A 19595-nucleotide genomic window follows, 5' to 3' on the forward strand; every position below is an offset into this window, starting at 1 on the left:
TTTGTTGGCCGAATCGCTTGACTAAGAGTGGTTCGGCCATTTTCTATTCCGAGAGCTCGGCCTGTGCCTTCACCCGCGCATAAGCGCGCACGATACGAGAGACGGTACTTTTGCCAATCCCGGTATACCGCTCAATCTGGCGCACCGTAAAACCGGCATCGTGCAATCCAAAAATAACGGTATCGCGCTGCGCCGGCGGTGCGACTTTAACCCCGTTGAGCGGAACCCCGAGACTCTTCGCCAACTTGCCGGCAAAGGCATTGCGTTCCCACTCTGTCTCTTTCATATCGCACAGCGCTGGCTTGCTGCCGTCGGGCGTCGAAAGCGAATAGGCAATAAAGCCCTCGGCAGAACCAAAAAGCTCAAGCACGCAAGAAGGATCAGAAAATCCCCTCGCGACATCAGCCGCGTCACCGTCGTAAGCGCACAAATGCTCCGCAAAGCTACTCCAGGGATAACGCTCGATTAGGCTAACGCCCGCCTCCTGCGGATCGGCGTGTACGGAGCGAATAGCCTCCATCACCTGCCAGTCGGTATCGAGCGAGCGCCGGTCAAAACGGTTCTGGAACAGATGGCCTGTGCGCCTCGTGCGTTTATTGAACCGCCGCGCGTACGTCAAAAGCAGCCGGTGCATCGCCGCGCTCATCCTGTCCTCGTAATCTGCAAGCACCAAATGCACGTGATTGCCCATAAGGCACCAAGCGATAACCGTCACACCCTCCTCGCGGCAGCACTCGCGCATCAGCTCCAAAAACTCCCACCGGTCCTCATCGCCCTCAAAGATGAGCTGCTTGCCCGTACCGCGGGCACAGACATGGTAAAAGCCGGTAACCGTTCTCCAAACGCGCTGCATGGCGCTCCCTTCGCCGGGATCTGCTTGCCATCCAATACAGCACGATTGAAGCGTGCCATCAAAACATTCACGCAAAACAATACACTCGCGCGGCCAAAGGCAGTAATCAGGCGGCGAACGGCATCGTTGCAACAGGTCAACCCCCGCAATGCTTACAAGAGCTGACCAATAGCTTGCCCAAGACGGACCCCCTCTACGGAAGTTCACGACCACAGAACATAGAGTTAAACCGTTTCAATTAAAACTTCCGGACTTCTCGCTACGAAAACTGAGCCGTTCGCCGAATATTCCGTGCATTTCGCGGTATTATAGGGGCTGCATGTCATGTCCCTTTCGAAGGGTCGCCCGGCAATCGCCAGCCACGGCCCCCAGACGGGACGCCAACACGATAGAGAGGAGAGGCATGCAGTACTCACAGGAAGTGGAGAACATGTGCCCCGTTGCCAAGGGTGCATACCACGGCCCCGCACCCATCCCCGAGGAGGGCAAGTGGGTCCAGGCTAAGGAGATTTCCGACATCTCCGGTCTTACGCACGGTGTGGGTTGGTGCGCACCTCAGCAGGGCGCCTGCAAGCTCACGCTGAACGTCAAGGACGGCATCATCGAGGAGGCCCTCGTTGAGACCATCGGCTGCTCGGGCATGACCCACTCTGCCGCCATGGCTTCCGAGATCCTTCCCGGTAAGACCATCCTCGAGGCCCTCAACACCGACCTCGTCTGCGACGCCATCAACGTTGCTATGCGCGAGATCTTCCTGCAGATCGTTTACGGCCGCAGCCAGACCGCGTTCTCCGAGGGCGGCCTGCCCGTGGGCGCCTCCCTCGACGACCTCGGCAAGGGCCTTCGCTCTCAGGTCGGCACCATGTTCGGCACCAAGGCCAAGGGCGCTCGTTACCTCGAGCTCGCTCAGGGCTACGTCACCCGCATGGCTCTCAACGACAAGAACGAGATCATCGCATTCGAGTTCCTGAACCTCGGCAAGTTCACCGACGCCGTCAAGGCCGGCAAGACCCCCGAGGAGGCCATCGCTGGCGCTATGGGCCACTATGGTCAGTGGGAGAACGCTGCCAAGTACATCGACCCGCGCACCGACGAGGAGACTCACTCCGTCGCCAGCGTGTTCCCGGTTCACGAGTAGAAAGGGAGGGAAATAACTATGACTGTTACGTTCGAAGGTTACGAGCGCCGCGCTGACAAGATCAACAAGTGCCTCGCCGACAACGGCATCGCCTCCCTCGAGGAAGCTCTGCAGATCTGCACCGACAAGGGCTTCAACCCGCGTGAGATCGTCAACAACACCCAGTCCATCGCCTTCCAGAACGCCGAGTGGGCCTACACCCTCGGTTGCGCTCTCGCTGTCAAGCGTGGCGCCAAGTCCGCTTCTGAGGCTGCCGCCATCATCGGCGAGGGCATCCAGGCCTTCACCGTTCCCGGCTCCGTCGCCGAGGACCGCAAGGTCGGTCTGGGCCACGGCAACCTGGGCGCTATGCTGCTCTCCGACGACACCGAGTGCTTCGCCTTCCTGGCAGGTCACGAGTCCTTCGCTGCCGCTGAGGGTGCTATCGGCCTGGCTCTGAACGCCAACAAGGCTCGCAAGAAGCCGCTGCGCGTCATCCTCAACGGTCTGGGCAAGGACGCTGCTCAGATCATCGCCCGCATCAACGGCTTCACCTACGTGAAGACCCAGTTCGACTACTTCACGGGCGAGCTCAAGGTCGTCGAGACCATCCCATACTCCGATGGTCCCCGCGCCGCCGTCAACTGCTACGGCGCCGACGACGTCCGCGAGGGCGTTGCCATCATGTGGCACGAGAACGTCGACATCTCGATCACCGGTAACTCCACCAACCCCACGCGCTTCCAGCACCCCGTCGCTGGCACCTACAAGAAGGAGCGCCTCGAGGCTGGCAAGAAGTACTTCTCCGTCGCTTCTGGTGGCGGCACTGGCCGTACCCTGCACCCGGACAACATGGGCGCCGGCCCTGCCTCTTACGGCATGACCGACACCATGGGCCGCATGCACTCCGATGCCCAGTTCGCCGGTTCTTCCTCCGTGCCTGCGCACGTCGACATGATGGGTCTCATCGGCATGGGTAACAACCCCATGGTCGGTGCCACCGTCGCCTGCGCTGTCGCCGTCGAGGAGGCCCTCAAGGCCTAATCGCGCCCGCGCGATGCTCATATAGTTGAGCTTTGGAGCCGCTACCCACCCGGGTAGCGGCTCTTTTTGTTTGCCCCGTCCCAAATTGGTTACTCTTATTAGAAGGTCCGATATATCAGTTGCGGTGAAATACGGACTGAATTGCATCCATACAGGCCAAAACAGTCCGTATTCCACCGCAACTTACCAAATTAGCCGACCGAAGTGACCGAGTCCACCTGACGCCCACCTGCCATATTTGCCCTTTACCGATTTGCCGAGTCTTTGCGGCCCCATTGCCGATCACCCGTGCGACAATGCGCCGGACGAGAAAGGAATCCGATGGAATCGACTGATGTACTGGTAATTGGAGCTGGCATTGCGGGCCTTTGCGCCGCCATCGAAGCGGCACGCACGGGTGCAACCGTCACTGTGGCAAGCGCCGGCAAGACCATGAGTGGATCGAGCTTCTTCCCGGGTACCTGGGGCCTCGGCCTCATCGGTCCCGTCGACGAAGACGACGAGCAGGACCTCATCGACACCATCCAGACCGTCGGCGGCGGCGTTGCCGACCCCGAACTCGTCCAAACGTTCGTCCACGGCATTCGCCAAGCGATTGACTGGCTCGAGCAAGACCTGGGCGTTGAGCTCCAGCGTCCGCAAAGCGCCAAGAGTGCTCAACAAAAGCAGTTTATCCCCTGCTTTGACCACAAGACGCGCATGTGGCGCGGCCTCACCCGCAAGCCCCTTGAGGACGCTCTGACGACCTGGATCGAGTCGCTCGGCATTCGCCTGCTCCCCCGCCATGAGCTTATCGACCTTGTTGAGGACACGAACGGCAGAATAACCGGAACCGTACTCTACGACCTTACCGAAAATCGAATCGTGCCCTTTGCTGCCAAGGCCACGATCATCGCAGCCGGTGGCACAGGCGGCCTGTTCGAGCGCAGCCTTACGTCGGCTGATGTGCTCAGCTCCTCGCAGGCCATCGCACTGGCGCACGGCGCAACACTTACTAATATAGAGTTCATGCAGATGATGCCTGGCTTCATCGAGCCCAGGCGTAACTTGGTCTTCAACGAGAAAACCTGGCGCTACGTGCATGTAGACCAGCCGGTAGATATTGCCGACGACAAGCTGGACGACCTGCTCGAGCAGCGCTCTGGACATGGTCCCTTCACGTCACGCTTGGCCTCCCGCGCTATCGATCTCGTCATCGATCAGGCAGGTGCCGAAGGCCTGGCACTCCACTACGACTTCCCCCGCGAGGATGTCCCAGAGTTTGTGCAGACCTTTGCCACCTGGCTGCAAGACGAGCACGGCATCGCGCCGACCGACGAGATGCGCGTTGCGATGTATGCCCACGCCGCTAACGGCGGCATCAAGATCGATAAGACCGCGCACACGGGCGTTGAGGGCCTCTACGCTTGCGGCGAGGCGACAGGCGGCATGCACGGAGCCGACCGCATTGGTGGCTTGTCAAGCGCCAACGGCATCGTGTTCGGGCGCATCGCAGGCGCATCGGCAGCCCTTGCAGCGCAGAAAGAGCCTAAGACAGCCCTGAAGGCGGATATCGCCCTCCCCCAGCACGGCATTGCCACAACAGATGCCGAGCGCCTGACCCGCAGCCTTAAGCACACGATGAGTACCTATTGCATGATCAACCGCACCGAAACAGGCCTATCCGAAGCACTACACGAGCTTGAGGGCTTGAAGACAGAGGCAACGACCTTGAGCACACAGAAAGCCCAGGACAGCGAAGTCGCAGCCCTCGCCCGCCTGCAATCGCAGATTCAGCTGGCACAGGAAATGGTCAAAGCCATGCGCAAGCGAACTGAAAGCTTAGGTTCGCACTATCGAGCAGACTAAATCGATTCTCACTTTGAGTTTGATCACAACTTCTCAACATGCATCGAGCCCCGTGAGCATAATTCTCATAAGGAGAGCACGTTTATGGGGCTTTAGCCGTGTTTCCCTAAGGGAATCACGGTGCAGTTTCCCCAACTTCGCGCCCCGACGGGTTCGACCCCATGCGAGGTCAAAAAAAGACGGCCAACTTTCGTTGACCGTCTTAACTTGCTTTGGTGGGCCGTCAGGGGGTCAGCCTGCTTTGCAGGCGACCGCTGCGGCGCCAAGGCGCCTTGCGCGCTACGCTGGTAAATGCTCACGCATTTCCTCAGCTTCGCGCCCCGACGGGTTCGACCCCATGCGAGGTCAAAAAAAAAGCGACCAGCCTGAGCCAGTCGCTTTAACAATCTTTGGGTGGGCCGTCAGGGGGTCGAACCCTGGACCTTGGGATTAAGAGTCCCCTGCTCTACCAACTGAGCTAACGACCCAAAGCTAAAGTCCGTTATGGCGGACTTTAGAGGAGATATCGTGTGGTGGGCCGTCAGGGGGTCGAACCCTGGACCTTGGGATTAAGAGTCCCCTGCTCTACCAACTGAGCTAACGACCCGATATCAACACAAAGCAAGAACTGGGGTGGGTAAAGGGACTCGAACCCTCGACCTACGGGACCACAACCCGTCGCTCTAGCCAACTGAGCTACACCCACCGTGTCCTGTGCGCTTCGCGCTCGACTATTATTGCAAGGAACGCCACGCGATGCAAGCCCCAATTTTCAAGAATTTTGAAAAGAGTTTTTCGAGACCATTTCGAGCAAATCCCACCGGTTTCATAGGAGTAAACTTGCCCCACTGCAAATCCTCGAAAGGACCGTCATGAAAGAACTCTCCAACCGCACGGCAAGATTTACCGATTCGGTCATCCGCCGCATGACACGCATCTCCAATAAGTACGGCGCTGTCAATCTCTCGCAGGGCTTCCCCGACTTCGATCCCCCCGGCGCAGCTGCTCGATAGCCTCAGCGCCATCGCCAGCGACCCCAAGCCGCTCTATCACCAGTACTCCATCACCTGGGGCTCCCAGGCCATGCGCGAGGCGCTCGCCGCCAAACAGGAGCACTTTATGGGCATGCCGGTGAACCCCAACGAGAATATCGTAGTCACCTGCGGCTCCACCGAGGCCATGATGGCCGCCATGATGACGGTCACGAACCCCGGCGACAAGGTCGTCATCTTCTCGCCGTTCTATGAGAACTACGGCGCCGACACGATCCTTTCGGGTGCCGAGCCCATCTACGTGCCGCTCAACCCGCCTGCGTTCGACTTTGACCGTGAGGTGCTTGAGGCGGCCTTCCGCGACAACGATCCCAAGGCGATCGTCCTGTGCAACCCGTCCAACCCCTGTGGCAAGGTCTTTACGCGCGAGGAGCTCACCTTTATCGCCGACCTCTGCAAAAAGTACGACGCCTACTGCATCACCGACGAGGTATACGAGCACATCGTCTACGCGCCCCACGAGCACGTCTATATGGCCACGCTGCCCGGCATGTTCGAACGAACCATCAGTTGCAGCTCGCTGTCCAAGACGTACTCCATCACCGGCTGGCGCCTGGGGTACACCATCGCCCCTGCCGAAATCACCGAGCGCATCAAGAAGGTCCACGACTTCCTCACCGTGGGTGCCGCCGCTCCCCTGCAGGAAGCCGTCGTCACCGCCCTCAACTTCGACGACAGCTATTACGATGAGGTCCTTGACCACTATACCGCCAAGCGCGACCTGTTCTGCCAGGGGCTCGACAGTCTCGGTCTTGAGCACAACGTGCCGCAGGGCGCCTACTATGTGATGATGGATATCTCGGAGTTTGGCTACGACAGCGACCTCGAGTTCTGCGAGGACCTGGCCTCAAAGGTGGGCGTGGGCGCTGTGCCCGGCTCGAGCTTCTTCCGCGAGCCCGTCAACCATCTGATCCGTTTCCACTTTGCCAAGCGTGACGAGACGCTCAACGCGGCGCTGGAGAACCTCAAATCGCTACGTGATAAAATCAAGCCGCGCGGGTAAGGACGGCCCGGCAACTAAAGCAACCAAAGAAGCCCCGCACCGCCGAGTTGCGGGGCTTCTTTTTATAGCGCTTTCTTAAATGGTTTAGCGCACTATACTTTAGTCACGGAGCAACTCGTCCCAGAGAGAGGAACACTATGGCAGAGCAGCAGCTTATCGGAGCGCTCGAGGCCGGCGGCACCAAGATGGTCTGCGCCACGGGCTATGCAGACGGTACAGTCCTGGAACGTGAGCAGATCGCGACCACGACCCCGCAGGAGACCGTTGAGGCCGTTAACGCATGGTTTGCCGACAAGGGCATCACTGCGCTGGGCATCGGCGCCTTTGGCCCCACCGCAGTCAACCCTGCCTCGCCCCAATACGGCAAGATCCTGGAGACCCCAAAGACGGCATGGCGCTACTTTGACCTGCTGGGCAGCATCCAAAACGAGCTCAATATCCCCTGCGGCTACGACACCGACGTCAACGTCGCCTGCCTGGGCGAGGTCACCTTTGGTTGCGCCCAGGGCCTCACTGACGTGGTGTATCTGACCATCGGTACCGGCGTGGGCGCCGGCGTGCTCTCCGGCGGTAAGCTCGTGCACGGCATGATGCATCCCGAGGCCGGCCACATCCTGGTCACGCGCGACCCGCGCGACACCATTGGCGAGCACAGCGCCTGCCCCTTCCACGACAACTGTCTCGAGGGCCTCATCGCCGGCCCCGGCGTCAAAAAGCGCTGGGATGGCAAGAGCGCCGGAGACATGGCCGATGACCCGGAGGCCATGGACCTGCTCGCCGGTTATCTGGCACAGGCGCTCATGACCTACACGCTGTGCTACGCGCCGCAAAAGATCATCATCGGCGGCGGCGTGGCCGACCACACCCCCATCGTGCCGCTCGCGCGAAAAAAGTGCGCCGAGATGCTCAACGGCTATATCGTCACGCCCGAGGTCAACGACATCGATAACTACATCGTCAACAACAGCCTCGAGGGCAAGCAGGGCATTATGGGCTGCCTGGCCCTGGGCGCACAGGCGCTTCAGTAGCAGACGCACCCACAGGGCGTGGCGCGCCCGGTAAATCCGACCTACGGAACGACGCCACCACGCCTCATATAAGCCCTCAAATAAAAAAGGCCGCCTAGGACCAAACAATACGTCCTAGGCGGCCTTTTTGGCGCACATCAGCGACCGTAAGAGATATCGGAGCACAACGCCCGTTGCCGCTCCACAGCAGTCGATCATCACATCGGTGATCATGCCGGCGCGTCCCGGCACAAAGAGCTGAATCGTCTCGTCGATCGAGGGAATCAGCAGCAGGAACACCGCCGTGGGCAGCAGCACGTCAAAGGTGCGCCGGCCCTCAAAATCAAAGGCGTGCGTTGCCAGGATGCCGAGCACCATATACTCGGTAAAATGCGCGCACTTGCGAACAACAAAGTTGGTCACCCATTCATATGGAAGTCCCACGCCGTGCAGGAAACCGCGGATAGCTTCCATAACCGTTAGGCTCAGCGAGCCCGACCCCGAGCCGGGAACCAGCGAATTGCCCCAGATCAAGAGCGCCATCAGGCAGGTTACAACCGCCCATTTTCGATTGATCTTAACCATGCAGAAGTTATGCCTCCGCGCGGAGCGGCGCGAAGCTGGCGGTACCGCCCTCGATAACGCTCAGATAGGCACGGCCCGTACGCTTGGCGGTTGAGGACTGCAGGCGCTCGATCTCTTCCTCGAGGATCTGATTGACGCGCTCGTGACGACGGTTTTCCATAATGCCGGCGGCAATAGCCTCGGCCCGCTCGATGCTCTCGCGCGAGATACGGGCAGTATCCTCGGGGAACACAGCACTGTGACGGCCGACATAGGCGGGGGCAGCAGGCTGAGGGGCAGCGACGGGAGCGGGGGCTGCAACAGGAGCAGGCTCGTCAATCTCATCCAGAATCGCGGTGGCGGCGGCCCACATGCCCTCGTGGCCCGAGTAATCGGCCATGGGAACATCAACCTCGAGCGAGGCGTCCGGAAGGTCGCCGGTGTCGATGCGATCTTGGGCATCAATCGATGCGGTGATGGCTGCAGGCTCATCGAGGTCATCGAGATCGATGTCCGCGGCACCGGAGATGATAGGCATGCTGGCGAGGTTTGCATTGTACGGCACAGCCTCAGCCGCCTGCTGCTGGGCAGGAGCGCCCCACAATGAGCTTTCGGCGGCACGGCGGGCGGCAACGGCCTCCTCGTCAGCGGTCATGGCTTCATCAACGTACGAATTGTCGGCAGAAGCGTTCGCGTCGCCCGAGGTAGCGTTGTAGGCGTTATTGGCTGCCGCGTTGGCAACGAGTGCCACGAAAGCCGCCGTGCTGCCCGCAGGGGCGGCCTGGGAACCAGACACGGCGCGTGCCGCGGCGGCGATGTCGTCGCGATTGAAGGAGCCGGTCTGCCCGCCGTTGGTGAGCTCGTCGATGGCGACTTGATAGACGTCGCGCGAGTGTGCAGGGTCGCAGCTCACCGGCGAATCGTCGTCGAGCATACTGTCGATCATGGACCAAGCCTCGTCCTCGTCCATAGCATCTGCGGCTCGAGCGATGGTAGGGACACCATCATCGGCATGACGGCGCTGGAACGCACCGGTCAGGCCGGAAAGGAATGCCGAGGTAGACTGCTCCGCCTGAGCCTGAGAAGCAGAAGCCGCAGCGTAAGGAGTCGCATCCTGCTGCTGAGCTGGAATCGAGGCGGTCTTGAACTCGCTTTGATGCTGATTGAGATTGGCGGCACCGCCCATGGCATCAGGCTGGAACAGACGCTCTTCACGCTGCGCACGATACTCGGAGATACCCAGCGAGGCGGCATAGATACCCACGCCCGCCACCGCGCCCACGGCGAAGGGAACCGCACCCGCCACGACCGTCTCGTTCACAGACGAAAACGGCAGCGTCGCGGCATACATAACCACGGGAGCGGCAAGGCCGATCCCGCACGAAAGTCCGGCAAGGACTGCTCGTTGTGTTGCATCAGAAGAAGCCATGAGCTCTCCCCATCTTCCAGCACCCAAATCGCATCATTCAGTTGGCTGCGCGAGAGAAGATGAAGCGGGGCTATGCCCCAAAGCAACGGTATATGGTTCGTTTCATCTGCGTTTTCCGTCGCGAAGCTTAAAAGCTATTATGCGAAACCGCCCCGTCGATTGCAAGCGACGATGTCGGATTGAAACGGGAAACCTGCTGCTCGTCGGTCTTATGGTTAAAAATAAGCGCGGAGCGGCGATATGGAAAAGGGCCGAGGCTCAAAGCCCCGACCCTTTATCGCATTGATGGCTATCGCTGCGTGTGGATGACAACCTAGAACGTCTGCTCGTAGTCGCTGTGCTTTTTGGCCGAACGCACCAGGAACTCCTGGTTGGTGTTGGTGCCCTTAAGACCCTTGATAAACGATGCGGCTGCGCGCTCGGTGTTGTTCATGCCGGCAAGAATGCGACGCAGGCCAAAGACAAACGGGCGCATCTGCTCGTCGACCAGCAGATCCTCGTTGCGCGTACCGGAGGCAACGGGGTCAATGGCCGGGAAGATACGACGGTCGGCAAGATCGCGGTCGAGCTTAAGCTCCATGTTGCCGGTGCCCTTGAACTCCTCAAAGATGACTTCGTCCATCTTGGAACCGGTGTCGATGAGGGCAGAGGCCAGGATGGTGAGCGAGCCACCGTTCTCGATATTACGGGCTGCGCCCAGGAAGCGCTTGGGCGGATACAGGGCCGCCGAATCGACGCCGCCCGAAAGGATGCGGCCCGAGGCGGGCGCCGCCAAGTTGTAGGCGCGGGCAAGACGCGTGATGGAGTCGAGCACCACCACGACGTCGCCACCCAGCTCCACGATGCGCTTGGCGCGCTCGATGACGAGCTCTGCCACACGAGTGTGGTTGTCGGCGGGCATATCGAAGGTCGACGCCACAACCTCGCCCTTGATGGAACGCTGCATATCGGTGACCTCTTCGGGGCGCTCGTCGACGAGCAGGCAGATGAGGTGCACCTCGGGGTTGTTAATCGAGATAGACTGGCAGATCTTCTTGAGGATCGTGGTCTTGCCGGCCTTAGGCGGGGACACGATCAGGCCACGCTGACCCTTGCCGATCGGCGACACGATGTCGATGGCGCGACCGGTAATGGAGTCCTTGCCGTGCTCCATGCGCAGCGGCTCGTTGGGATAGACCGGGGTGAGGTCACCAAACTTGGGGCGATTGCGAATCTGCTCGGGGTCCAGACCGTTGACGGTCGTGATCTTGGCGAGGCCGGCGCGCTTGTCGCCGCCGCGCGAAGGACGCAGCGAGCCCTCGATGACGTCGCCCGTGCGCAGACGCGCGGAGCGGATGAGGTAGGCGGGCACGAAGGCGTCGTCGTTGGACTTCATGTAGCCATGGGCGTGGATGATGCCGGAGCTGTCCGGGCGAATCTGCAGAATGCCCTTGATGTCGCGGAAGCCCTCGGCCTTCGCGGCAGTGGTGTAGATCTCCTCGACGAGCTCGGCCTTCTTCTTGCCGGTCGTCTCGATCTCGAACTCCTTGGCCTTCTCGCGCAGCTCGGCGACCTTCATGGCCGCGAGTTCCTCGCGCGAAAGCGTGGGCTCGGTGGGGGCGGCGTTGCGCTCCTTGTTGCGCTGTTTGCGATCGCGCTGGCGGTTGCGACGGTCGTTGTTGCGCTCGTCCTTGCGGTCGTTGCGCTCGTCGTTACGCTTGTGCTGGCGACGGTTGGGGCGAGCGCCGTCTTCGGCCTCGGCGGGCGCGGCACCATCAGTTGCGGCGGCGTCGGCATTGGCCGCAGCGGCGTCATTGGCCTCGGCGCCGGAATCGACCTGCGCTTCGACATCAGCCCGCTGCTCGGACGCCTTGGCCTTAGCGGACTTCTTACGACCACGCTTGGGCTTTTCGGACGCAGGCTGTTCGACGTCCTGGGGCTCAGCGGCATCAATCGATGCATCGGCGGTCGTCTCGGCGGAATCCTCGGACGCACCCTTCTTGGCAGCCTTGGCCTTGGACGTGCGCTTAGCAGCAGTACGATGGCTGCGACCAGGACGGACGTCGGCGGGCTCGACATCGGCGGGAGCGGCCTCGGAAGTCGTAGCATCCTGGACGGGCGCGTCGGCGGCGGTTGCAGACTCGGCGGTCGCCGCAGCATCCCGAGCGGCTGCAGCTGCGGCTGCGGCCTTCTCTGCCTCGACGAAGGCCTTGGGCTTGCGACCGCGACGGTGCGGGCGCAAAGCCGGATCGACAACGGGAACTTCGCTGGCCTCGACAGGCGCAGCGGGCTCAACAGGCGATGTGCCCTCCCCTGCCGCGGAACGGACCGAAGCCTCAGTGAGCTCGGGGGTTACCTGATCGGCAACCTGCTCGGCCTTAGCAGCCGTGCGACGGCGTGTGCGCGGTACCGGCTTCTCGGTCGGCTGGTCGGCGACAGGGGTCTCGGTGGCGGCAGGCGTCTCGGGCACAGACGGAGCTGCAAGCTCGGTCAGAGCCGCGGCCTCGCGCTCGGCAGCACGACGGCGGGCGCGCACCACCTGAGCCTCGCTAATCTGCGCCAACGCACGTGCCTGCGCGACCTCATCGGAAATCGGCGCCGAGGAGTCAGCTGCAACGGTGCGCTTGACGCGCGTCGTGCGCGTGGTACGGCGCTTGGGCTTGGTGACCTCCTCGCCGTCAGCAGCAGGCTTGGCCGTGCGGCGCGTACGCTTGGGCTTTGCCGGAGCAGCCTCCTCACCAGTTGCAGGCACGGCCTTCTCAGCCGTTGCAGCCTTAGGCGTCTCAGGAGCCGACGTTTGCGCGGGCGCCGCGACTTGGTCCGACGCAACCGGTGCAGCGGGAGCGGCTTGCGTCGTCGTTATTTCGTTTTCTTGCTGTTGATCAGACACAGTGTTTGCTCAACTTTCTTTTCAAGCCCTGTGATCACATGCTCCCTGCATAAACCTTCAGGGCGGCTAAACAGTCTAGTTCCGTTCAAAACGACGGACATCATTGATCTGTATCGAGATGATTGCGCCATATACGCAGCGTTAGTGTAACACAACCGCCGCCAGCTGCAACTTAGTCATTGGGAACGCTCTTAAACGACTAGTCAAAAGGGACACTCTTTGGTTTAACACCCACAAATCTGACTGCCTCCGCCAAAACTATGGCGGTTTACTACGATGAATCGCTCAACCGCGACCACTCCGAAACTTGTTGAACTAAAACCGCAGGTAGATGCCTTGCACTTTTTGCGAAAAGCCGGCGTGGTTGGAATTTCTCATTTCATCGTAGTAAACCGGCATAGTTTCGTATTTCCAGCAGTTCCAAATTCGTCAATACGTCGGCGTTTGCAAAAAGCCCGACCTCCGTGGGAGATCGGGCTTTCAAGGCTTAGTTAAACCAAGTCTGTACGGTCAAATGACTCGCAGATTACATCTGCTCGGGCGCGGAAACGCCAACAAGGGTGAGCACCAGGGCGAGCGTCACGCGGACGGCGTCGCAAGCGGCCAGACGGGCACGCGAAAGCTCGGGGTCGACGGGACGGCCCTCGCTCGGCAGAACCTGGCAGGCAGCGTAGAAGCTGTGGAAGTCGCCGGCGAGTTCCTCAGCAAAGTGCGTCAGACGGAACGGGGCGCGGTCGCGAGCGCAGCTGGCGATGAGGTCGGTGAGCTCGTTGAGCTTACGCGAAAGGGCGAGCTCGGTCGGGTCGGTCAGCAGCGAGTAATCGACGTTCTCACCGATGGCCTTGGAGGCGACGGCCTTCATGCCCATCTCGTCAGCCTGCTCGGGCGTAACGTCAGCGGCACGGCGCAGGATGGAGCACACACGGGCGTGAGCGTACTGCACGTAGTACACCGGGTTGGAGTTGTCGCGTTTCTTAACGGCCTCAATATCGAAGTCGACCATCTGGTTGGAGCTCTTGGAGATGAGCGTGTAGCGAGCGGCATCGGAGCCGACCTCGTCGACGAGCTCCTGCAGGGTCACCATGGTGCCCTTGCGCTTGGACATACGGACGGGCTTGCCGTTGCGCAGCAGGTTGACGAGCTGGCCCAGCAGAACCTCGAACTTGCCGGGATAGCCAAGAGCGTCGCAGACGCAGCGGACGCGCTCGATGTAGCCGTGGTGGTCGGCGCCCCAGATGTCGATGACGTGGTCGACGCGCTGGAACTTATCCCAGTGATAGGCAACGTCGGAGGCGAAGTAGGTGTACTCGCCGTCGGACTTGATCAGGACGCGGTCCTTGTCATCGCCCAGGTCGGTGGAGCGGAACCACAGGGCGCCGTCCTTGGTGTAGAGGTAGCCCATCTTGTCGAGCTTCTCAAAAGCGCGGTCGACGGCGGAGGTGCCGGCGGTCTCGCCCTCGGTGTCCTTCACATACAGCGAGCGCTCGGAGAACCAACGATCGAAGTCGCAGTTAACGGCATGGCAAAGGTCGCGCATGTTGTCGACCATCTTTACATAGCCGCGCTCGCGGAAGCTCTCCATGCGCTCCTGCGGATCGGCGTTGACCCACTTATCGCCGTCGGTGCGCCAGAACTCGGCGGCCTCGTCGATGATGTAGTCGCCGCCGTAGGAGTCCTTGCCCAGGGTCTCGGCAAAGTTATCCTGGTACGGATGGGTCTCGGGATGCTCGTCGTTCTCGTCGGCAACGAAAGCGTCGCGGTCGGCGATCAGCAGCTTGTGAGCCTCGTCGATATCCACGCCCTGCTTGGCGATGATGTCGGCAAGCTGCATATAGCGCGTGCTGATGGAGTTGCCGAAGGTGTTCATCTGAGAGCCGTGGTCGTTGATGTAGAACTCACGCTGGATGTCGTAACCGGCGTGGTCCATAACACGGCAGAGCGAGTCGCCCAGCGCGGCCCAGCGGCCGTGGCCGATGTGCATGGGGCCGACGGGGTTGGCGGAAACGAACTCGACCTGGGTCTTCAGGCCACCACCGACGTTGGACTTAGCGAAGTCCATACCCTTCTCGCGAGCCTCGCCAAAGATGGCATTCTTGACGGCAACGGAGAGGTAGAAGTTGATGAAGCCGGGGCCTGCGATCTCGACCTTCTCGATCGCGGGGTCCTCGGGCATATGGGCAACGATGGCCTCGGCGATCTTGCGCGGGGCGCAGTGGGCCAGCTTGGCGGACTTCAGGGCCATGGTAGAGGTCCACTCGCCATGAGAAGTGTCAGCCGGTCGCTCGATAGCGCAATCGTCAAGTTCAAATGCGGAAAGGTCGCCGGCCTCCTGGGCCGCAGCAAGCGCAGCGCGTACCAGCTCTTCAATCTTCTCGGGCATAGATCCTCCTTGTGTTAAAGCCCCCGAGCTCTTGGTCACTCGTAGGGCAAAAGCCAGAGTTTGTAGCACTCTATCACAAGCGACGGGCACTGTCGCAGGGTAAAGCTAATAGATATTGCATATGCACAAAAATGACTACAGCTTGTATGGAGTCACTCAAAGATGCCAGTCTGCCTGCAGATTATGCAGGCGTTGAAAATGCATAAAGGTGTGAATGAGCTGCGTCTGTTATCGAATACTCTTACCTATCAGAGTTGTGTGCTTTTCCTGCATAAAGTAAGGGTTTGCGCACGTCAGCGTGTTATTCTAGACATACGTAAATTCGTATAAGTTGGAGGTAGCATGTTCTCAATCGGTCAACACGTCATTCATCCGGGTCAGGGAGTCTGCACCGTCGTCGGTTTTAGGGACGACACGCCGCAGCCCATGCTGCTGCTCGAGACCAAGCAGGGACATGCGCAGACGATCCTCATGTACCCCGTGGCGCAGGCCGATCGTTTGCACGCCGCCATCTCTCAGCAAGATGCCGAGCACCTGCTGAGCCACTATGACGAGCTGGAGTGCGACACCTTTACCGAGCGCAACAGCTCGCTTGAGGAGACGCACTTTAAGCAGCAGCTCAAGCTGGGCGCGCCCGAGACGGTCCGCGTGGCAAAGACCATGATGTACCGCATTCGCCAGGCCGAGGAAGCTGATAAAAAGCCCAGCTCCTACTACATGCGCGTACTCAAGGAAGCCAAGCGCCGCTCCATCGAGGAGTTCGCCGTGGCCTTGGGCGTCACCGAGGAGGCCGCCGAAGCCCGCCTAGCCCAAGCCGCCCTCAACTAACCCAACCGCGCCAAAACCACCACAAAGGGGACAGGCACCTTTGTGGTGGTTTTCTTGTTCTAGTAGTATTCATTCTTATCGATACCCACGAGCACAAGGAGTCTCCTATGGCAGAGCCGCTTACCGCCGGAATCACCCGCGACCGCGCGTTCGAACTGCTCAACGAGCACAACAAGGACCCGTTCCATATCACCCATGGCGAGACGGTCGAGGGCACTATGCGCTACTTTGCGCGCGAGTTCGACCCCGAGAACGAGGAGTTTTGGGGCATCGTCGGTCTGCTGCACGACCTGGATTGGGAGGAGCATGAGGACGACCCCATGAACCACACCATCTATGCTGCCGAGATTCTTAAGGGCGAAGGTGCGTCTCCAGAGCTCATTCGCGCCATCCAGACGCACACGTCCGACTTCAACACCTCGCTGCCCAAGCCCGAGCTGCAGATGGAAAAGATCCTGTTTGCCTGCGATGAGCTCACCGGCCTGATCGGCGCTGCAGTCATCATGCGCCCGAGCAAGAGCGTTATGGACTTTACGACCAAGTCGCTCAAGAAGAAGTTCAAGGACAAGCGCTTTGCCGCCGGCTGCTCGCGCGACGTGATTTCGCAGGGCGCCGAGATGTTGGGCTGGGAGCTCCCCGAGCTCTTTGACCGCACCATCGCGGCCATGCAGTCCTTCGCCCCCGACCGCGATACCTTCCAGGCCTAACCGCCCACGCCACCTAAAACCACCACGAAGGGGACAGGCACCTTTGTGGTGGTTTTCGTTTACGAGGGGTTTAGGGGCGGACCTGGCCGGTGCCGCGGAGCTTGTATTTGTAGGTGGTGAGGGCCTCGGCGGCGAAGGGGCCACGGGCGTGGAGTTTTTGGGTCGAGATGCCGATCTCGGCGCCCAGGCCAAACTCGCCGCCGTCAGTGAAGCGCGTGCTGGCGTTGGCGTACACGGCCGAGGCATCGACCGCATCCAGGAAGCGCTCGCAAGCATCCGTGTCCTCGGCAACGATGGCCTCGGAGTGCATCGTGCCGTAGCGGTTGATGTGTGCGATGGCCTCGTCCTCGCTCGCCACGACCTTCACGCTCATCTCGAGAGCCAGGTACTCGCGACCCCAGTCCTCCTCAGTCGCGGCGACGTAGTTGTCGCCCTCGGCAAGCCCAGCGTCGGCGCATGCGGCGCACGTGGCCTCGTCGCCGTGAATCAGTACGCCGTGGTCGTGCAGCACGGCAACGACCGCCGGCAAAAACGAATCTGCCACAGCACGGTCGACCAGCAGCGACTCGGCGGCATTGCACACGCCTACGCGCTGGGTCTTGGCATTGACGATAATGTTGAGCGCCTTATCAAAGTCGGCGGATTCATGCACGTAGATGTGGCAGTTGCCCGTGCCCGTCTCGATCACCGGCACAAGCGACTCGCGCACGCAGCGCTGGATCAAGCCTGCACCGCCGCGCGGAATGAGTACGTCGACGATACCGCGGAGCTTCATGAGCTCGCCGGTGGCCTCGCGGTCGGTGGACTCGATCATCGACACGGCCTCGCGCGGGAAGCCCTTGGCCTCGAGCGCATCGGCCAGCAGCTCGGCGATCATGGCACACGAGTGATAGGCCAGCGAGCCGCCGCGCAGAATGCAGGCGTTGCCGGTGCGGATGCAGATGCCCGCGGCGTCGGCTGTCACATTGGGGCGCGCCTCGTAGACCATGGCAACCAGACCCAACGGCACGCTCACGCGGGTCAGGTCCACACCGCTCGCAAGCACGCGGTGGTCGAGCACGCGGCCGACGGGATCGGGCAGCTCGGCGAGCTTTTCCAGGCCGGCGGCCATGCCCTCGACGCGCTCGGGCGTCAGCAGCAGACGGTCGAGCAGACCGGCCGAAGTGCCCGCATCGCGTGCGGCGGACATATCGAGCTCGTTAGCGGCGACGATGGAGTCGACACCGTTGCGCAGTGCTGCGGCCATGGCGCGCACGGCCTCCTGACGCTGCTCATCGCTCGCCGTGGCAAGCGAGGCCGACGCTGCCTTGGCGGCAACGGCAAGATCGTGGACATACGTGGCTATATCGACCGACATGGGCGGCCCTTTCTCCTAGAAGTTTGCAACCATGGTAGCCGATTTGCGCATGGCCTCGCCCGCGGCGGTAGAATTGGTCAACCCGAAACACCGCAACGAACGGAAGACTCACATGGCCCTCATCACTTCGTACCACGTCCTCGGCCTGTATGTCGAGGACCACAGCATCGACGTCCCCCTCGACTGGCGCGGCCTGGAGCCGATGCTCCTGGCCGTCGGCAGCACCATGCGCCGCGGCGCTATACCGACACCCATCGCCGGCGCGCCCGAGAGCATCAAGCTCTTCTACCGCGTGGTTTGCGCACCCGACCGCATCAACGACGACCTGCCGCTCCTTCTCTTTTTGCAGGGTGGCCCCGGTGGCGAGAGCCCGCGTCCGCTGTCGCCCACAAGCGATGGCTGGATCGAAGAGGCCGTCAAGCATTTCCGCGTCGTGCTGCCCGACCAGCGCGGTACCGGGCGCAGCAGCTGTGTAGACGGGCGCACGATTGCCGCACTGGGCGAGCGCGCCGAGGCGGCCGGCTCCGATGCTGCCCGCTCGCAGGCGGACTTCCTCAAGCGCCACCTCGCCTGCTCCATCGTGCGCGATTTTGAGTACCTGCGCCTGGTGGGCTTTGGCGGCAGGCCCTGGGTCACGCTCGGGCAGAGCTACGGCGGCTTTTTGACGCTGAGCTACCTGTCGCTCTTCCCCGAAGGCATGGCGGCAAGCTTTACCTGCGGCGGAATTCCGCACGTGCCGGCGAGCGCCAGCGAGGTCTACGCGCACACCTTCCCGCGCATGGCCGCCAAGACGCAGCAGTATTACGACCGCTACCCCGCTGACGTCGAGCGCGTGGCGGCCCTTGCCGACGCGCTTGAGGAGCAAAAGCCTGTGCTACCCGACGGCTCGCCGATGACGGTCGAACGCCTGCAGCTCATGGGCAGCGACTTTGGCATGAAGCCGAGCTTTGAGCGCATGCACTGGATCATCGATCATGCGTTTGCTGATGGCGACGGTACGCCGAGCTGCGGTTCCTCGGTATCCGACAGCTTTTTGATGCGTGCCTTCGAGCGTACCAACACGCGCACGAATCCGCTGTACTGGACGCTGCAGGAGTTCATCTACGCCGACGGCGACACCATGCCCATTCAGTGGGCAGCGGCAGAAGAGAAAGCTCATCGTGCCGAGTTCGACACGCTCGCGCGCCCGCTCATGTTTACCGGCGAGGCCATGTTCCCGTGGATGTTCGAGCAGATGCCCGAACTTAAGCCCTTCAAGCCGGCGATGGATCTGCTGATGGAAGACACCAGCTGGGACAAGATCTACGACCCGCAGCGACTGGCGTGCAACGAGGTGCCCCTGCAGGCCGCAGTGTATTTCGACGACATGTACGTCGATTCGGGCCTGCAGCTCGATACGCTCAGCCGCGTGGGCAACTCGCATGCCTGGGTGACCAACGAGTTCGAGCACGACGGTCTACACGGCGGCGTGGTGTTCAAGCACCTCTTCAACGAAGCCCTCAACCGCGGAGACCTGCGCCGGATCTTCTAGCAAAGGAGTGTCCCCACCTGCCGGCAC

Annotated in this window: 15 protein-coding genes and 3 tRNA genes; 9 read left to right on the plus strand and 9 right to left on the minus strand. The window is 61.2% G+C overall.

Translation table 11 applies throughout. The annotated features are described in order from the left end of the window. Positions 1-43: 43 nt before the first annotated feature. A complete protein-coding gene (locus tag GPK42_RS00675) occupies positions 44-853 on the minus strand; it encodes a transposase (RefSeq protein ID WP_215692807.1) in 810 nt (269 codons plus the stop codon). Positions 854-1256: 403 nt separating this feature from the next. Between GPK42_RS00675 and GPK42_RS00680 the strand changes: the two genes are divergently transcribed. The 3 genes from GPK42_RS00680 to GPK42_RS00690 all read left to right on the plus strand — a co-directional run bounded on the left by GPK42_RS00680 (position 1257) and on the right by GPK42_RS00690 (position 4862). Continuing rightward, positions 1257-1991, plus strand: coding sequence for an iron-sulfur cluster assembly scaffold protein (locus GPK42_RS00680; RefSeq protein WP_006235554.1), 735 nt, complete (start codon positions 1257-1259; stop codon positions 1989-1991). A gap of 18 nt (positions 1992-2009) precedes the next feature. After that, on the plus strand, positions 2010-3014 hold the full coding sequence (locus GPK42_RS00685) for a GGGtGRT protein (protein ID WP_006235553.1): 1005 nt from the start codon (positions 2010-2012) through the stop codon (positions 3012-3014). 321 nt (positions 3015-3335) lie between these two features. Next, positions 3336-4862: an FAD-dependent oxidoreductase gene (locus GPK42_RS00690; RefSeq protein WP_215692809.1), complete on the plus strand. Its 1527-nt coding sequence runs from the start codon at positions 3336-3338 to the stop codon at positions 4860-4862. Between the two features lie 394 nt (positions 4863-5256). Here GPK42_RS00690 and GPK42_RS00695 read toward each other — a convergent pair. The 3 genes from GPK42_RS00695 to GPK42_RS00705 all read right to left on the minus strand — a co-directional run bounded on the left by GPK42_RS00695 (position 5257) and on the right by GPK42_RS00705 (position 5547). After that, a tRNA-Lys gene (locus GPK42_RS00695) sits at positions 5257-5329 on the minus strand. A 43-nt stretch (positions 5330-5372) separates the two neighbouring features. Beyond that, positions 5373-5448: transfer RNA gene (locus GPK42_RS00700), tRNA-Lys, on the minus strand. 22 nt (positions 5449-5470) lie between these two features. Continuing rightward, positions 5471-5547 (minus strand) — tRNA-His (locus GPK42_RS00705). A 166-nt stretch (positions 5548-5713) separates the two neighbouring features. On the opposite strand from GPK42_RS00705, the gene GPK42_RS00710 reads away from it, so the two are divergent. The 3 genes from GPK42_RS00710 to GPK42_RS00720 all read left to right on the plus strand — a co-directional run bounded on the left by GPK42_RS00710 (position 5714) and on the right by GPK42_RS00720 (position 7924). Further along, the gene (locus tag GPK42_RS00710; protein ID WP_215692811.1) at positions 5714-5854 is read left to right on the plus strand and encodes a hypothetical protein; all 141 of its coding nucleotides are present in this window, start codon (positions 5714-5716) and stop codon (positions 5852-5854) included. A gap of 70 nt (positions 5855-5924) precedes the next feature. Further along, entirely contained in the window at positions 5925-6896 is a 972-nt protein-coding gene (locus GPK42_RS00715; protein ID WP_215692813.1) for a pyridoxal phosphate-dependent aminotransferase, read from the plus strand. Positions 6897-7033: 137 nt separating this feature from the next. Continuing rightward, positions 7034-7924 (plus strand): ROK family protein, encoded by an 891-nt coding sequence (locus GPK42_RS00720; RefSeq protein WP_215692814.1) that lies wholly within the window; start codon positions 7034-7036, stop codon positions 7922-7924. Between the two features lie 114 nt (positions 7925-8038). Here the strand turns inward: GPK42_RS00720 and GPK42_RS00725 are convergent, their stop codons facing one another. The 4 genes from GPK42_RS00725 to argS all read right to left on the minus strand — a co-directional run bounded on the left by GPK42_RS00725 (position 8039) and on the right by argS (position 15145). Then, positions 8039-8488: a VanZ family protein gene (locus GPK42_RS00725; RefSeq protein WP_006235485.1), complete on the minus strand. Its 450-nt coding sequence runs from the start codon at positions 8486-8488 to the stop codon at positions 8039-8041. 7 nt (positions 8489-8495) lie between these two features. Then, positions 8496-9896: a hypothetical protein gene (locus tag GPK42_RS00730; protein ID WP_196025429.1), complete on the minus strand. Its 1401-nt coding sequence runs from the start codon at positions 9894-9896 to the stop codon at positions 8496-8498. A gap of 313 nt (positions 9897-10209) precedes the next feature. Beyond that, on the minus strand, positions 10210-12627 hold the full coding sequence (rho, locus tag GPK42_RS00735; RefSeq protein WP_338404306.1) for a transcription termination factor Rho: 2418 nt from the start codon (positions 12625-12627) through the stop codon (positions 10210-10212). Between the two features lie 664 nt (positions 12628-13291). Further along, positions 13292-15145, minus strand: coding sequence for an arginine--tRNA ligase (argS, locus tag GPK42_RS00740; protein WP_215692816.1), 1854 nt, complete (start codon positions 15143-15145; stop codon positions 13292-13294). A 342-nt stretch (positions 15146-15487) separates the two neighbouring features. Here argS and GPK42_RS00745 point away from each other — a divergent pair, with 342 nt between their 5' ends. Continuing rightward, positions 15488-15973: a CarD family transcriptional regulator gene (locus tag GPK42_RS00745; protein WP_138112805.1), complete on the plus strand. Its 486-nt coding sequence runs from the start codon at positions 15488-15490 to the stop codon at positions 15971-15973. 107 nt (positions 15974-16080) lie between these two features. Then, positions 16081-16680, plus strand: a complete 600-nt coding sequence (locus tag GPK42_RS00750; RefSeq protein WP_138375338.1) for an HD domain-containing protein — start codon at positions 16081-16083, stop codon at positions 16678-16680. Positions 16681-16750: 70 nt separating this feature from the next. Here GPK42_RS00750 and GPK42_RS00755 read toward each other — a convergent pair whose 3' ends face one another. Beyond that, positions 16751-18037, minus strand: coding sequence for a glutamate-5-semialdehyde dehydrogenase (locus tag GPK42_RS00755; protein WP_055310674.1), 1287 nt, complete (start codon positions 18035-18037; stop codon positions 16751-16753). A gap of 112 nt (positions 18038-18149) precedes the next feature. Here GPK42_RS00755 and GPK42_RS00760 point away from each other — a divergent pair, with 112 nt between their 5' ends. Continuing rightward, on the plus strand, positions 18150-19568 hold the full coding sequence (locus tag GPK42_RS00760) for an alpha/beta fold hydrolase (RefSeq protein ID WP_252200005.1): 1419 nt from the start codon (positions 18150-18152) through the stop codon (positions 19566-19568). The last annotated feature ends 27 nt before the right edge of the window (positions 19569-19595 follow it).

This window comes from Collinsella aerofaciens (assembly GCF_018785265.1).
GTDB classification, from domain to species: Bacteria; Actinomycetota; Coriobacteriia; order Coriobacteriales; family Coriobacteriaceae; genus Collinsella; species Collinsella aerofaciens_AI.

Coding starts and splice junctions, on each gene's coding strand:
- GPK42_RS00750 (WP_138375338.1), top strand. CDS start 16,081: ATGGCAGAGCCGCTTACCGCCGGAATCACCCGCGACCGCGCGTTCGAA.
- GPK42_RS00690 (WP_215692809.1), top strand. CDS start 3,336: ATGGAATCGACTGATGTACTGGTAATTGGAGCTGGCATTGCGGGCCTT.
- argS (WP_215692816.1), bottom strand. CDS start 15,145: ATGCCCGAGAAGATTGAAGAGCTGGTACGCGCTGCGCTTGCTGCGGCC.
- GPK42_RS00760 (WP_252200005.1), top strand. CDS start 18,150: ATGGCCCTCATCACTTCGTACCACGTCCTCGGCCTGTATGTCGAGGAC.
- GPK42_RS00710 (WP_215692811.1), top strand. CDS start 5,714: ATGAAAGAACTCTCCAACCGCACGGCAAGATTTACCGATTCGGTCATC.
- GPK42_RS00675 (WP_215692807.1), bottom strand. CDS start 853: ATGCAGCGCGTTTGGAGAACGGTTACCGGCTTTTACCATGTCTGTGCC.
- GPK42_RS00715 (WP_215692813.1), top strand. CDS start 5,925: ATGCGCGAGGCGCTCGCCGCCAAACAGGAGCACTTTATGGGCATGCCG.
- GPK42_RS00720 (WP_215692814.1), top strand. CDS start 7,034: ATGGCAGAGCAGCAGCTTATCGGAGCGCTCGAGGCCGGCGGCACCAAG.
- GPK42_RS00755 (WP_055310674.1), bottom strand. CDS start 18,037: ATGTCGGTCGATATAGCCACGTATGTCCACGATCTTGCCGTTGCCGCC.
- GPK42_RS00685 (WP_006235553.1), top strand. CDS start 2,010: ATGACTGTTACGTTCGAAGGTTACGAGCGCCGCGCTGACAAGATCAAC.
- GPK42_RS00745 (WP_138112805.1), top strand. CDS start 15,488: ATGTTCTCAATCGGTCAACACGTCATTCATCCGGGTCAGGGAGTCTGC.
- GPK42_RS00725 (WP_006235485.1), bottom strand. CDS start 8,488: ATGGTTAAGATCAATCGAAAATGGGCGGTTGTAACCTGCCTGATGGCG.
- GPK42_RS00730 (WP_196025429.1), bottom strand. CDS start 9,896: ATGGCTTCTTCTGATGCAACACAACGAGCAGTCCTTGCCGGACTTTCG.
- GPK42_RS00680 (WP_006235554.1), top strand. CDS start 1,257: ATGCAGTACTCACAGGAAGTGGAGAACATGTGCCCCGTTGCCAAGGGT.